We start from the raw sequence: 13,610 nt of genomic DNA on the forward strand, positions 1-13,610 counted from the left end.
CGGTGGCGAGGCGGTCGCCGGGACGGGACCGCGGTGCCCGCCGCAGCGGTCGTGGGCGTGCGGGCACCGGCAGGGACCCGCGGGAGCGTCATGGCGTGACGGCCGCTCAAGTGCGGGAGCCCGGAAAAGGAATCCGGTGGGGCGGCACCGCCCCGTTATGCTGGCTCGTCCCACGGGCCAGGAAGGATCCGCACATGAGCAGCGCCACGCCGCCCTTTCCCGACCGGATCGAACTCGCGGGAGAGGGTCTCGTCCTGCGTGACTGGACGGAAGCGGACCTGGCGGCGATGCCGGACCTGTTCGACCACCCCGACATCGCGTACTGGACCCCGATCGTCTCCCCCTTCGACGAAGCGGCGGCGCGCGCACGGCTGGACCTGGCCCGGCGGCTGCGGGCGGAGGGCACGACCATCCTGCTCGCCATCACCGTCGACGGCCGCGCGCCGCTCGGCGAGGTGATGCTGCGGCGCGCGGCCGGGGCCATGGAGATCGGCTACGCCGTGGGCCCGGCGCACCGCGGCCAGGGGCTGGCCGTGCGGGCGGTGCGGGTGATGGCCGCGTACGCCTTCGAGCGGCTGGGCGTGGGGCAGGTGATCCTGGAGCTGGAGGCCGAGAACGCCGCCAGCGTCGCCGTGGCCACCAAGGCGGGCTTCAGCCTCCTCGACGTGCCGCTGATCGAGGGGGAGGAGAAGGGGCGGCCCTACGCCCTGCAGACATGGGGGCTGCTGTCGCCGGCACCGTGACACTGTCCGGTCGTGAGGGCTTTCCGGACGGCGGAGGACCTACCCGGCGGCGGAGTTCCGCGCTCGGCCACCGGGGACCGTCCCGCCGACCGGCGGGAGCGGCCGGAGGCCGCCTGTTCCGTACCCTGGCGGCATGCGCATGCGCCCCACTCTGAGCTGGACCCCCGCCGAGGACCTGCCGCCGGGCATCACGGACCCGGAGCCGGTCGCCGACGCGCTGAGCACCGGCGGTGTGCTGGTGCTCAGCGGGGCCGGCATCTCCACCGAGTCGGGCATCCCCGACTACCGGGGCGAGGGCGGAAGCCTGAGCCGGCACACCCCGATGACCTACCAGGACTTCACCTCCGACGCCCGGGCCCGGCGCCGGTACTGGGCGCGCAGCCACCTCGGCTGGCGCACCTTCGGCCGTGCCCGCCCCAACGCCGGGCACCGGGCCGTGGCCGCGTTCGGACGGCACGGTCTGCTGTCGGGTGTGATCACCCAGAACGTCGACGGCCTGCACCAGGCCGCCGGCAGCGAGGACGTCGTGGAACTCCACGGAAGCCTGGCCCGGGTCGTCTGCCTGTCCTGCGGCGCCCTCAGCCCGCGCGGTGACCTCGCCCGGCGGCTGGAGGAGGCCAATCCGGGCTTCGAACCGGTGGCCGCCGCGCTCAACCCGGACGGCGACGCCGATCTCACCGACGAGCAGGTCGGGGACTTCCGTGTGGTGCCCTGCGCGAGCTGCGGCGGCGTCCTCAAACCGGACGTGGTGTTCTTCGGCGAGAACGTTCCGCCGCGGCGGGTCGAGCACTGCCGCGAGCTGGTCCGCGAGGCGTCCTCGCTGCTGGTCCTGGGTTCCTCGCTGACGGTGATGTCCGGGCTCCGGTTCGTCCGCCAGGCGGCCGGGGCCGGAAAGCCGGTGCTGATCGTCAACCTGGCCCCGACCCGGGGCGACCGGCACGCCCTCGCCCGGGTCGCGCTCCCGCTGGGGGCGGCCCTCACCGCCGTGGCCGGCCGGCTGGGCATCCCCGTCGACGGCGAGGCGGCGGCCCGGACGAGCCCGTGACCCGGCCGCCCGGGGCCGGCCCCGGGCGGCGGGGCAGCCGGCCCGGACCGCCACCGGCACGCCCGTACCGCGCGGCGCGGTCACTCCGGCCAGGCGGAGTTCCGGATCACCTCGACGAAGTCGGTGCGGCGGAAGCCGGGGACGAAGTGCTCCAGCACGTCCGCGTTCACCGTGCCGAAGGTGGTGTCGGGGCGGTGTTTGAAGCCGTCCGTGAACGCCTGCAGGATCTGCCGCTTGAAGTCGGGGCGGGGGTGCGCGGCGGTGATCTCGTCGATCTCGGCCCGGCTGACGTTCGCCAGACGCAGGCCGAGTACGTCGGTCTCGACGCCCGCGGTGGTGGCCGCGATCTCGGGAGCCATCTTGTACGGCACCTCCGGGGTGGTGTGCAGCGCGATGGCCGTCCACACCGTGTCCGCGTCGGCGGCCGGGACGCCGCGGTCCAGGAGGAAGGCGCGCGCCTGGTCCGCGCCGTCCATCTCGAACCGCTGGTCGTCGCCGCGGTACGGCGGCACCAGGCCGGTGTCGTGGAAGAGCGCCGCCACGTACAGCAGCTCCGGGTCGGGCCGGATGCCCAGGGCCCGGGCCTGGAGACGGCCGAAGAGGTAGACCCGCCGGGAGTGGTGGTAGATCAGCGGCGGGGTGGTGTCGCGGATCAGCTCGGTGGCGTCCCGGGCGAGCCTGCTGTCGGGGATCTCGATGCCGGCGATCTCTTCGGTCACGGTGGCCTCCCTGGGGAACGGTGACGCGGGTGTCCGCAGTTGCTTCCACTCTCCGCCGGAACCGCCCGCCGCGCCCGCTGCCGAACGGCGGAGAACCCCGGAAGCGGTCATGGTCCTCCGCGGCCGTCCCGGCCGGCGCGGGTCAGAGGTCCTCCGGAGCGGCACCGACGGCGCCGGCGGAGCGGAGCGCCCGGCCCAGGGCGCCGGTGAGGACGCGGGGGTGCCGTCGCCACCACCACATGTCGGGGCGGGGCGGCCGGTGGAACCGTCCGAGGGCCAGGCCGTCGTCGGCCACGGTTGCCGCCCTGAACCGCTCGTCCGCGGCCTCGACCTGCGGTGTCCAGGTGTGGACGACATGGTCGTGCAGCAGGAGCCATGCCTCGTGGAGCCAGTCCCGGCAGTAGAGGTCGTTGGTGTACTCGTGGATGTCGTCGCCGTATCCGCGTTCGACCGCGTTCACCAGCTCCGTCCACGCGTTCACCCTGTCGGCCACGGTGAATGCCGTCCGCCATCCGCGCCGGTGCAGCAGTTCGCCCACTTCGGCCTCGTCATGGGTGCCCATCGTGGCGAGGCTCTCACGGACGAGGCCGGCGGGTCCACCGCGATCCGCCCGCAAGCCGTCCCGGAGCGGACGGGGGCGCGTCCGGCCCCGGCCGGCCCGGGCCGTGACCGGGGACCGTCGGTGTGACCGGAAAAACCCTCCCGAGGAGGAGCTTCCGGCGTTTGGGTGGTGGAGCCCCGCACCGCACAACCCCGCCCGCACCGGCGCGGGGCTTTTCCGAAGCACGTCCCTTCCCACAGGAGGAGACACCGGTGATGCACAAGCGCACCGCGGCACTGGCCCTCGCCGTTCCCGCCCTCTGGCTCGCGGCCGCCACGTCCCCGGCCCACGCGGCGCCCGGCGAGGTCCAGACCGTCTGCGCCAGTACGCTCACTCCCGCCGGCTGGGTCGATGTGAGCTGGGGGACGAGCCTGTCGTGCGGCTCGGGCAGCGCCCCCAACGTCAAGCAGATCAAGCAGCTCACGGGACTGCCCGTGGGCACGACCGTCAACGCGTGCGCCTCCACCTATCCGCCCGCGGGGTGGGTCCAGACCGGCAGCAGCTACTACAGCAGCAGTTGCCGGTACTCCACCGTGCCCAGCTTCAACCCCAACGCCTGGACGCTCAAACGCGTCTCCTGACACCGGCTTCCCGCCGCGCCCGGCCAAAGGCGCGGCGGGGTGGACCTCTCGTCGCCGGGAACACGGGCCCGTGCGCTCGGGCCGGCCGCTGCCCCGCGAGCTCGGGGCCGCCGGCACGGCCGCGGTGCCGGGGCCGCAAGGAAGTGCACCGTGGGACGACAACAGTGCACTGAGTGCTAATGACACGGTGGGGGCCGGGTGGCACCATCCTCGACCGAAGCGGGGGATCCGCACACCCCGCCACGACGGATCCAAAGGAGACCACCGTGGTAGGAAAGCGAAGAGAGAACGTTGCCATTGCCTTACCGGCCGGAAGACGCAGGCGGACAGCGGCGCTGTCCGCTTTTTTGGTGGCGGTGTTCGCCTGCTCCGCGCTCACCGCTGCTCCCGCGCCGGCGGCGGAGGCCCGCGGTGCGGCGCTCGATGTCGACAGGGACCACGTCATCTACTGGAACAGGGTCCTGGAACGCACCTTCCGCCAGCTGAACGGCGAGGCCGCCGCGCCGACGCGGCTCGCCCGGGCCGGAGCCATGGTGCACGGTGCGATCTACGACGCGGCGAACTCCGCGAAGTGCGTCCGCCCCGCGGGCTGCCTGGGGCAGCCCTACCTGGTCAAGGTCCCCCTGCGGTCCGGCTCCTCGCCCGACTACGACACCGCGGTGGACTACGCGGCCTACACCACGCTCAGGGCAGTGTGGCCGGACATCGACTTCAGCGCCGACCTCGACGCCGCGCAGGCCGCCATCCCCTCCACCGTCACCCCGGCCCAGCGCCAGGACGGCGCCGACGTGGGCACCGCCGCCGCGCGGGCGATGATCCAGAGCCGGGAGGGGGACGAGGCCGACGACTCCACGCCCTACGCCGCGAGCACGCGGCCCGGCTTCTGGCGCCCCACGGGCTCCGGTGCGGCGGTCACGCCGAACTGGGGCGGGGTCAGGCCGTTCGTCCTGACGTCCGGCAGCCAGTTCTCCCCCGGCCCTCCCGCGAACAAGACCTCCATGGGGGAGCTGCTCGAGAGCCCCGAGTACGCCACCCAGGTCAACGAGGTCAAGGAGTACGGCGGGGTGAACAGCCCGGCCCGCACCGCCGACCAGACGGAGGCCGCCCACTTCTGGGCGAACGACCTGGACGGCACCTACAAGCCCATCGGGCAGATCTACGCGAACACCCGGACGCTGGTCAGGCTGAACAGGATCCAGACGTCGGGCACCGCGAAGCTGTTCGCCCTGCTGTCGCTGTCCCTGGCCGACGCGGGGATCTCCGCCTGGCACACGAAGTACCGGACCGACATCGACCTGTGGCGTCCCGAGAGCGCCATCACGATCGACGGCGACGGCAACCCCGCCACCGTGGCGGACCCCTCGTGGCAGCCGCTGTCCGCCGACCGCTCGGGGAGGCACTTCTCCCCGCCCTTCCCCGCCTACGTCTCCGGGCACGCCACCTTCGCCGGCGCCTGGGAGAAGACCATGCAGTTCTGGTTCGGCAGGGACGCCATGTCCTTCGACGCGGCCACCGACGACCCGTACGCGCAGGGAGTCATCCGCAGCTTCGGCAGCTTCTCCGCCGCCGCGCGGGAGAACGCCCTCGCACGGATCTGGCTCGGCGTGCACTACCGGTGGGACGCCGAGCAGGGCCTGGAGACCGGCCGGCGCGTCTCCGGCCACGTCACCGCGAACCGCCTGGGCGTGAACACCTCCGCGGACTGGATCTCCTTCGGCAGCCCCTACACCCAGACCGGCTGCCCGCAGCAGGGCCGGAAACTCATCGACGAACACCGCTGGTCCCAGTACCGGTGCGACCTGCTGGAAGACGGCGCCAGCTTCAGGCTGATGGTCAGATGACCCCCTGGCTCCCCGCGGTCCCGCGCCGGCGCCCGAAGGGCGCGTGCCCCGGGGGCACCGGCCGCGCCCCCCGAGGTCTCGCGCAGCGGGCGGCACGCGCCTTCCCCGGTATGTGAGCGGGTGGGGGGCTTCCGGGCTCGGCGCAGGTCACGGCACCTGCCGCCGAGCCCGGGAGGCCCCGCGGTGCGCGGCAGGCCCGCCCTGGCGTCCCGGGCCGGACGGCGGTTTTCGTCGGCGTCTGCCGCCGGCCCCGGCAGCGGACGGGTCCCGGCGCGGGAACGTCCACGGGATCCGGCGATCCGGCGCCCGCGCGGCCGACTGACGCCTCCGGCGGCCGGCCTGCGCAGGCCGGGCATCCGGCCGGTCCGTCCCGCGGAGAGCGCGCCCCGGCGCGCCGGGCCGGCCGGTCGCGGTCACGCACGGATGGCGGCCCCCGGTGGCGGCCGCCGGGCCGGCGAAGCGTCCGGCACAGCTGCCCTGGGCGGTGCGGGGCGCAGACGCGGAGGGCTTCGTACGAGCGCATCGACGGCGGCGACCACCTCGGCGACGTGGAGCGGCCGGCCATGGGAGCGGCCAGTGCCGGGCACGTCCCGCACACCATCGCCGACTCGGACGTCGACACCCCCTTCCAGCCGCCGCCGTCGGCCTCTTCCGGCGCGGCATGGGGGCCGGCCGCGCCGCGGACGGCTTCTCCAGCCTGGTGGAACTCATGGAAAAGGCCGGGGAATGGCTCACCCCCGTGCGGCCACCGGTGCTGTGCGTGGACGGGAAGTCCCGGCTCCAGGCGCCGGACCGCTCCCGGTCGGGGCTGCCGACGACGCTCGAGGACGGCCGGTCGTCAGTGGGCGGCGCCGAGTTCGATGCACAGCACGCCGGCGGCGATGAGGCCGATGCCCGCGCCCATGACCTTGGTGAGGGGTTCGCCGAAGAGGACGTGTGAGGCGACGGCGGTCAGGGCGACGCCGCCGGCGGCCCAGACTCCGTAGGCGACGCCGAGGGGGAGACCGCCGTCCAGGGCCAGGGTGAGGCAGGCGAACGCGGCCAGGTATCCGGCGAGGACGGCGGCGAGCCACTTCCTGCCGCCGCCCTGGGAGGCCATGCGCAGGCACAGGGTGGCCGCGACTTCGGTCAGAACGGCGCCGGTCAGGAAGACCCAGGTCACGAGGCCGCTCCTTCCTCGTGGGTCCGGCGGGCGTGTGCGGTCTGCGCGCCGAGTTCGACGCACAGCACGCCGGCGATGACCAGGGCCATGCCGGAGCCCATGACCGCGTTCAGCGGGTCGCCGAAGACGATGGTGGCCAGGACGGCGGTCAGGGCGACGCCGCCGGCGGCCCAGACTCCGTAGGCGACGCCGAGGGCGAGGCCCGCGCGCAGCACGAGGGACAGCACGGTGAAGGATCCGGCGTAGCCGAGGGCGACGACCGCGTAGAGCGCCGGGCGGTCGAGGGCTCCGCGCAGGGAGAGGGTGGCGGTGACTTCGAGCAGGATCGCCGCGGTGAGCAGCAGCCACTTCTTCATCGGGAGGTCTCGTCTTCCAGGAGCTCCTCGGCCACCTCCAGGAGGTGGGCGCGGTCGTGGTCGGGGACGGGGAAGACGCCGGTGGCGGCGGCCGTCCAGTAGCCGTCGGCGAGCAGCCGGGCGGCGGTGAGACGGGCCCGCGCCGCGTCCGTCAGGGTGTCGGGCAGCGCGATCCAGGGCTCGATGCGGCGGACCCAGGTGTCGGTGAGGGCGGTGCGGTAGTGGGCGTCGGAGTGGATCGCGAAGTCCGCGCGGTCGAACGGGGCGGCCAGGGCGACCTCGACGTAGGCGCGGATCCGCTGGTGCGGCGAGGCGGTCTCCAGCGGCCGGCCGAGCCGGTCGAGCAGGAGCTTCTCCCACCGGTCCGCGACGTGGTCGACGACCGCGAGCATCAGCGCTTCCTTGGTCGGGAAGTGGTACATCAGCCCCGGTTTGGTCAGTCCGACCTGCCTGGCCGCCGCCTCCAGGGTGATCGATCCGCCGCCCTCGGCGCGGAGCAGGTCCAGCGCGCCGTCCAGGATCCGGTGCCTCGCGTTCCCCGCCACGCCCTCACTTTACCGACCGGAAGGTAAAGTTCATCGGGGTGGCGGCGGCCACGCCCGGTGGGCACGGCGGCCGGCTGGTCGTCTCCGCGGCGGGCGGAGGCCGCGGAACCGCTCCGAACCGGCACGGGGCCCGGGGGCGCGGACCGGGCCTCCCACGAGGGCGAAGCGCTCTTCTAGACGCCGGTCGTGCCGTCGAGCAGCTCGCGCAGGATGTCCAGATGACCGTTGTGACGGGCCGTCTCCTCGGTGAGGTGGAGGAGGATCCAGCGCAGGTCGACGTGGTGGCCCCCGCGGAAGGCCCGCTCGGCCCGGGTGTCCAGGCTGTTCCCGGCGACCAGTTCGCGGTAACGGGCGCTCTGTTCGGCGTACTCGTCGAGCAACCGCGTGAGCGGGAAGTCGACGGCGATGCGCATCTCGCGGTCGGGATCCTCGTCGGTCCAGGGACCCCGGTCCTCCTCGCCGAGGAAGACCACCTGGAACCAGTGGTACTCGACCCAGCGGAGGTGGTTGATCACTCCGCTCACGGTCATCAGCGGTGAGCCCGGAAGCAGCGCCCTGCGGGCGTTCTCCGCGGAGATGCCCTCGCACTTGGCGCGGGCGGTGTCGCGTGCGTAGTCGAGGAACGTGGTGAGCTGGGTGCGCTCGTCCCACGCGGGAGGTATGTCGTCGATTCTGGTCATCACACGGAGCATTCCCTGTCGCCGCCACCTGTGTCGAGGCGTTTACCGGCGGGCCCGCCCCGAGGTCTCGTGCCGCGTCCCGGCCGCACCCCCGCCGGGCGGGCCCTTCGTCCGTTCCGGGAGTCAAGATCGATTGTCAGTGGCGGGTGAGACGGTAAGGGCACCGAGTTCCGAAAGAGGGGGAGCTGCCATGTCCGGCAACCAGAACTACATCAACCACGTCGCCCTCGTGCTGGACGCCAGTTCGTCCATGTCGCACCTGAGCCGCAAGGTCGTCGAAGTCGCCGACCAGCAGATCGCGTACCTGGCCCGCCGGTCGAGGGAGCTGGACCAGGAGACCCGCGTCACGGTGTACGTCTTCGCGGACACGGTGGAGTGCGCCATCTACGACAAGGACGTGCTGCGGATGCCGTCGCTGAAGCAGCTGTACCGGACCGGGGGGATGACGGCCCTGCTGGCGGCCGCGCTGAAGTCGCAGCGGGAGCTGGCGCAGACGGCCCAGCTGTACGGCGACCACAGCTTCCTGACGTTCATACTCACCGACGGGCAGGAGAACGCGAGCCACCGCTGTCCGGACGCCCCCACCAGGGATCCGCGCGGACTGGTCAAGGCCGTGGCCGAGATGATCGGGACGCAGGAGGACAACTGGACACTGGCCGTCCTCGTGCCGGACCAGATGGGGAAGCGCGAGGCCATGCAGTGCGGTTTCCCGAAGGAGAACATCGCCATCTGGGACGCCACGAGCACACAGGGCCTGGAGGAGGCCGGACAGGTCATCCAGCAGGCCACCGAGAGGTTCATGGTGGGCCGCACCCAGGGCATCCGGGGATCGCGGGCGGTGTTCTCCACGGGTGCGGACGCGGTCAACAAGGACACCATCAAGGCGGCCGGCCTCACCCCGGTGAACCCGTCGGAGTACCAGTTGATCCCGGTGCCCCGTGAGGTGGCGATCCGGGACTGGGTCGTCGAATGCGGGCACGCCTACCGTACCGGCTGCGCGTTCTACCAGCTGAGCAAGTCGGAGAAGATCCAGGCGCAGAAGCAGATCGCTGTGCTGGAGAAGAAGACCGACCGGGTGTACACGGGGCCCGAGGCCCGGGCCCTGCTCGGTCTGCCGGACGTGGAGGTGCGCGTCAAGCCGGACCACAACGACGACTTCACGATCTTCGTGCAGAGCACCAGCGTGAACCGGAAGCTCGTGCCGAACACCCGGCTGCTGCTCATGCTCTGACGGCCTGGAACCTCCCGCCGGACCCCGGATCGCCCGCCCCGGCGCTCCGCCGGCAGCGGAGTGGACGGCCACGGGCACAGCAGGGGAGCGGGTGGGGGCCGCCGGGCACCGGCCGGGTGGCCACCGCGCCGCGCAGCGGTCCGGTGCGGGCAGCCGCCCGGACCTTGCCAAGCACCGCCTCGATGCTGTCGTGGCGGTGTCTCCCGCGGAGCGGCACTCTGCGGGGGCGGTGGACGCGGCCGGTGGCCGGCCGCCTACCGCGGCTGTGTCGCGATCTGGACCAGGTTGCCGCAGGTGTCGTCGAAGACGGCGGTGGTGACGGCGCCCATCTCCAGGGGTTCCTGGATGAAGCGGACGCCGAGGTCGCGCAGGCGCTCGTACTCGGCCCTCACGTCGTCGACGGCGAACTGGACGAGCGGGATGCCGTCCTGGACGAGCGCGTCGCGGTAGGTCCTGGCGGCCGGGTGGCCGACGGGCTCCAGGAGGAGTTCGGTGCCGTCGGGCTCGTCGGGCGAGACGACGGTCAGCCACCGGTCCTTCTCCCCCACCGGGACGTCGTGCTTCTTCACGAAGCCGAGGATGTCGGTGTAGAAGCGCTCGGCCTTTGCCTGGTCGTCGACGAAGACGCTGGTCAGACGGATTTTCATGGGGCGCTCTCCTGTGCTCCGGGTGCGTCGGGCACGAGCCACCGCTCGGTGATCTGCCGCAGCGGGGCCGTGTTGAGGTCGTGGAACTTGTAACGGCCCTCCCGCCTGGTCTCGACGAGCCCGGCGGCCTCCAGCACGGCGAGGTGCTGGGAGACCCCCTGGCGCGAGATGCGGAGCTGGTGCTTCATGCTCAGCCGCGAGCAGATCTCGAACAGTGTCTGTCCGGACTTCTCCGTGAGCTCGTCGAGGATGGTGCGGCGGGTGGGATCGGCCAAGGCTTTGAACAGATCGTCGGCCACCACCACAGGATAGGCAAGTAACTACTTGCCTATCAAGTCGAGGCGGGGCGCGCCCCGAACCGGCCCGCTGCCGGAGCATGCTCCCCCGGTTCGGTGGCCGTGACGCCACCGAACCGTCCCCGACAGCCGCGGCGCCGGCCGGTGCCCTCACCCGCCCCTCGGACGGGACGCGCCGGAGCGGTCACCCCGTGCCGGGGTCTCGCCCACCTCCAGACGCGGCCAGTCCGCGAGGTCCCGCAGCAACTGCCGGTCGTGTGTCGCGACGACGACGGCGGCGCTCGTGCCGCGGATCGCGTCGGTCAGCTCGTCGACCAGCGCCGGCGACAGGTGGTTGGTCGGCTCGTCGAGCAGCAGGACGTCGTGCCGCGCGCCGAGCAGGCACGCCAGCCGGACCCGGTACCGCTGTCCGACCGAGAGGGTGGACAGCGGACGGTCGCGGTCGGCGCAGGCCCCCAGGGCTTCGAGCGCGACGTCGACGCGGCGCTCGGCGTCCCACGCGTCGAGCCGGGAGGCGGCGTCGAGCGCGGCGGTGTAGCGGCCCTCGGCGGCGGGATCGCCCCCGGCCATGGCGAGGGCGGCCTCGTCCAGCGCGGCAAGGGCCGCGAGCGACGCGGCCAGCGCCTCGGATGTCAGGGTGCCGACGGTCTCGCCGTCCCGTGCGGACAGTTCCTGACGGGCCAGGCCGATCGTGCCGGTCCGGTGCACGGTGCCCTCGTCGGGTGTGATCAGCCCGGCGAGGACGTGCAGCAGCGTCGTCTTGCCGCAGCCGTTCTCGCCGACGACGGCGACCCGCGACCGGGGGGGGGAGAGGGTGACGGAGACGTCGTCCAGGACACGCCGGGACCCGCGGGTGACGGTGACGCCCTCGGCTCGGATGTGCGCGTGGCCGTCCGCCCCGGCGGGCAGGGGCATGGCGTCGGGGGTCGGGGGGAGGTTCACGGGATGCTCCGCGGCTCGTGGTGGAGCCGGGCAGCGGGTGGCGGCCGCCCGGCGGGGACCGGGACGGCGAGCGCGGGGTCAGGAGAAAGGCGCCGCCGTCAGCGGGCGGGCCGGATCCTCTGCGACCAGATACCTCGTGCCATAGAAGTCATGTTAACGCTGCCGGGGTTCCGTTCGTCCGGACCGCGTCCGGCCGTGGAGCGGGCACGCGGGATCGCCCGCCCCCCGTCCCCGGTGGCAGCGGGGCGCGGCCCTCTCGTCCGGGCCGGGACGGCCGTGTCCCCCGTCCCCGGACGCCACTCCCCCGCCGCGGGCCCGCTCCGGAACGGGGCGGGCCCGCGTTCAGAGGCTGCCGGTGACGCGGAGCGCGCTGCCGGTGCCCAGGCCGAGACGGAGGGCCAGGGCGAGTGCTTCCTCGAAGGTCACGTCGTCCCCGGCCAGACGGACGGCTGCCAGGGCCGGCGGGACCTCGCGGCGGTCGCACAGCGTGGCCCACTGCCGCCGGGTGAGAGCGAGGTAGCGCAGGCCGCTGAGACCGGCGAGGACGGCCAGGTCGGAGGTCTCGGCACCGGACAGGTCGAGGCCGTGTAGGTTGGGGGCGGTCCTCAGCGGGGTGAGGTCGACCGGGGCTGTGGTGTCCAGCGAGAGGGACGCCAGATGGGGATGGCCTGCGAGCGGAGCGAGGTCGCCGCCGTCGAGGGTGACGCGGAGGGATTCGACGGGCAGGCCGCGCACGGGCGTCAGGTCGGCGGTGGTGGAGCGGTTGAGGTGGAGGCAGCGGAGGCCGGGCGCGGCGGTGAGCGGGGTGAGGTCGACGGTGCCGGCGGCGTCGTTGATGTGGATGGCCTGGAGAGTGGGCGGAACCTCGTCCGGGATGCCGCCGATGATCTGCCGGGTGCCCGGGTCGCCGGCGGGCTCGTTCAGGGAGATGCGGTCGTCGTACTTCTCGTAGGAGCCCTGTTCGAGCAGTTCCAGGTGTTCCTGGAGCAGGGAGGTGACGGAGTCGGCGACGTACTCGGGGCCTTCGTCGTAGTCGCGGCCGGTGAGGATGACCTGGCCGGGCCGCCCGTCGCGGGCGGGGTCCATGTCCACGGCGAGGAAGTTGCCGTCCTCGCCGGTGGCGAAGCGGATCCAGCCGGGGTGGTCCCCGCAGCGGCGGACGGTGTCGGCGGGGGTGGTGTCGAAGACCACGGCGTCCCACTCCAGGTCCCAGCCGTGCCAGGGACGGTCCTGCCAGTCGCGCCACTCGGTGCACTCGGCGACCAGACCCTCCAGGGGCAGCCAGCCGTAGTTCCCGATCAGGTAGCGGTGCCGGTATTCGATGCCGTCCCCGTCGGCGATCAGGTACAGCGCCCGCAGGTCGGCGGGCAGCGGGCGGCCGATGCGGCGTTCGGCCTCGTCGAGCGCGGCGGCGGTGACGGGTGGTGGCAGTTCTTCGGAGTGTCCGAGGATGGCGGCGCGCCGCTCCAGGTAGGCGCGGAACCTCGTCGCGGCCAGCTCCGGGTCGCCGGCCGGGGCGGCGGTGCTCCCTTCCTGGCGGAGGCCGGGCTGCGGCAGGCGGTGGTCGGGATCCAGGACGATCTCGTACCCGCCGCCGTACTCGGGCACGCGGCTGACGGCGCCCGTGAACGTGACGAGCCGGTACTCGCCGGAAGGCAGGCACTCCATCTCCCAGGCGACGGGGTCCCAGCCCCGGTCGTCGCGCACCGCCTCCGCGAGTTCCCTCAGCAGGGGGTGCAGATCGGGGCGCCCCCCGGGGACGTGCGCGCCGTGGAGCGTGTAGCCGCCGGTGATTCCGCTTCCGCCGCTGCCCGCGTGCCCCGAGAACACGGCGCGGGTCCAGTCCTCCGGCGCGTTCGCGGCGATCCGCTCGGCCATGCGGTGGGCCGCCTGCTCGACCATGTGCTGCTGCTCCCGTTCTGTCGGCGATGCCGGTCATCCTGGCAGGGACCACTGACACGCACGGCCGCGGGCTCTCCCGACGCCCCGCCCGCCGTGCGGTGCCGGAAGCCGGTGCGGCAGACTCCTCGACGGCGGCCCCGGACCGCGGCGCACCCCGCCGGCACGGCGGAGGGCGTTCTGAGCGAGAATCACCCCACCCGCACCGGACCCGCCTCTTCGGGGCAGGCCGTCGATCGGTGCGGTCCGCGCAGACGATCGAGGAACACCGAGGAACATCAGGGAACATCGGGCGACCTCGAGGAACTTCGAGGAACATCGG

Annotated in this window: 15 protein-coding genes; 5 read left to right on the forward strand and 10 right to left on the reverse strand. The window is 73.2% G+C overall.

All coding sequences use genetic code 11. The annotated features are described in order from the left end of the window. The first annotated feature begins 194 nt into the window (after nt 1-194). Nucleotides 195-743 (forward strand): GNAT family N-acetyltransferase, encoded by a 549-nt coding sequence (locus tag ABD358_RS06285; RefSeq protein ID WP_344629847.1) that lies wholly within the window; start codon nt 195-197, stop codon nt 741-743. Between the two features lie 133 nt (nt 744-876). Further along, complete coding sequence (locus tag ABD358_RS06290) at nt 877-1,788, forward strand: NAD-dependent protein deacetylase (RefSeq protein ID WP_344629848.1); 912 nt, start codon at nt 877-879, stop codon at nt 1,786-1,788. Between the two features lie 80 nt (nt 1,789-1,868). Here ABD358_RS06290 and ABD358_RS06295 read toward each other — a convergent pair whose 3' ends face one another. Then, nucleotides 1,869-2,507 carry an HD domain-containing protein gene (locus ABD358_RS06295; RefSeq protein WP_344629849.1) on the reverse strand — a complete coding sequence of 213 codons (639 nt, stop codon included), beginning with the start codon at nt 2,505-2,507 and terminating at the stop codon, nt 1,869-1,871. Between the two features lie 142 nt (nt 2,508-2,649). Then, nucleotides 2,650-3,069, reverse strand: coding sequence for a hypothetical protein (locus ABD358_RS06300; RefSeq protein WP_344629850.1), 420 nt, complete (start codon nt 3,067-3,069; stop codon nt 2,650-2,652). 254 nt (nt 3,070-3,323) lie between these two features. Here ABD358_RS06300 and ABD358_RS06305 point away from each other — a divergent pair, with 254 nt between their 5' ends. Together ABD358_RS06305 and ABD358_RS06310 are read left to right on the forward strand one after the other, a co-directional pair. Then, on the forward strand, nt 3,324-3,689 hold the full coding sequence (locus ABD358_RS06305) for a hypothetical protein (protein ID WP_344629851.1): 366 nt from the start codon (nt 3,324-3,326) through the stop codon (nt 3,687-3,689). 350 nt (nt 3,690-4,039) lie between these two features. After that, nucleotides 4,040-5,530 carry a vanadium-dependent haloperoxidase gene (locus ABD358_RS06310; RefSeq protein ID WP_344629852.1) on the forward strand — a complete coding sequence of 497 codons (1,491 nt, stop codon included), beginning with the start codon at nt 4,040-4,042 and terminating at the stop codon, nt 5,528-5,530. Between the two features lie 838 nt (nt 5,531-6,368). Here ABD358_RS06310 and ABD358_RS06315 read toward each other — a convergent pair. From ABD358_RS06315 to ABD358_RS06330, 4 genes are all read right to left on the reverse strand, one after another. Beyond that, a complete protein-coding gene (locus tag ABD358_RS06315) occupies nt 6,369-6,692 on the reverse strand; it encodes a DMT family transporter (RefSeq protein WP_344629853.1) in 324 nt (107 codons plus the stop codon). Then, nucleotides 6,689-7,048 carry a DMT family transporter gene (locus ABD358_RS06320; RefSeq protein ID WP_344629854.1) on the reverse strand — a complete coding sequence of 120 codons (360 nt, stop codon included), beginning with the start codon at nt 7,046-7,048 and terminating at the stop codon, nt 6,689-6,691. Before ABD358_RS06320 ends, ABD358_RS06315 begins: the two co-directional genes overlap by 4 nt. Then, a complete protein-coding gene (locus ABD358_RS06325) occupies nt 7,045-7,593 on the reverse strand; it encodes a TetR/AcrR family transcriptional regulator (protein WP_344629855.1) in 549 nt (182 codons plus the stop codon). Before ABD358_RS06325 ends, ABD358_RS06320 begins: the two co-directional genes overlap by 4 nt. A gap of 173 nt (nt 7,594-7,766) precedes the next feature. Further along, nucleotides 7,767-8,273, reverse strand: a complete 507-nt coding sequence (locus ABD358_RS06330) for a DinB family protein (protein ID WP_344629856.1) — start codon at nt 8,271-8,273, stop codon at nt 7,767-7,769. Nucleotides 8,274-8,463: 190 nt separating this feature from the next. Here ABD358_RS06330 and ABD358_RS06335 point away from each other — a divergent pair, with 190 nt between their 5' ends. Further along, nucleotides 8,464-9,504, forward strand: a complete 1,041-nt coding sequence (locus ABD358_RS06335; RefSeq protein ID WP_344629857.1) for a vWA domain-containing protein — start codon at nt 8,464-8,466, stop codon at nt 9,502-9,504. A gap of 254 nt (nt 9,505-9,758) precedes the next feature. Here ABD358_RS06335 and ABD358_RS06340 read toward each other — a convergent pair whose 3' ends face one another. From ABD358_RS06340 to ABD358_RS06355, 4 genes are all read right to left on the reverse strand, one after another. Next, nucleotides 9,759-10,151: a VOC family protein gene (locus ABD358_RS06340; protein WP_344629858.1), complete on the reverse strand. Its 393-nt coding sequence runs from the start codon at nt 10,149-10,151 to the stop codon at nt 9,759-9,761. Continuing rightward, entirely contained in the window at nt 10,148-10,450 is a 303-nt protein-coding gene (locus ABD358_RS06345; RefSeq protein WP_344629859.1) for an ArsR/SmtB family transcription factor, read from the reverse strand. The genes ABD358_RS06340 and ABD358_RS06345 overlap by 4 nt, the downstream gene beginning before the upstream one ends. A gap of 147 nt (nt 10,451-10,597) precedes the next feature. Then, nucleotides 10,598-11,389 (reverse strand): ATP-binding cassette domain-containing protein, encoded by a 792-nt coding sequence (locus tag ABD358_RS06350; RefSeq protein ID WP_344629860.1) that lies wholly within the window; start codon nt 11,387-11,389, stop codon nt 10,598-10,600. A 342-nt stretch (nt 11,390-11,731) separates the two neighbouring features. After that, entirely contained in the window at nt 11,732-13,291 is a 1,560-nt protein-coding gene (locus tag ABD358_RS06355; protein ID WP_344629861.1) for an SMI1/KNR4 family protein, read from the reverse strand. Between the last annotated feature and the right edge of the window lie 319 nt (nt 13,292-13,610).

Origin of the sequence: Streptomyces glaucosporus (genome assembly GCF_039533345.1) — a bacterium.
Taxonomy (GTDB): domain Bacteria; phylum Actinomycetota; class Actinomycetes; order Streptomycetales; family Streptomycetaceae; genus Streptomyces; species Streptomyces glaucosporus.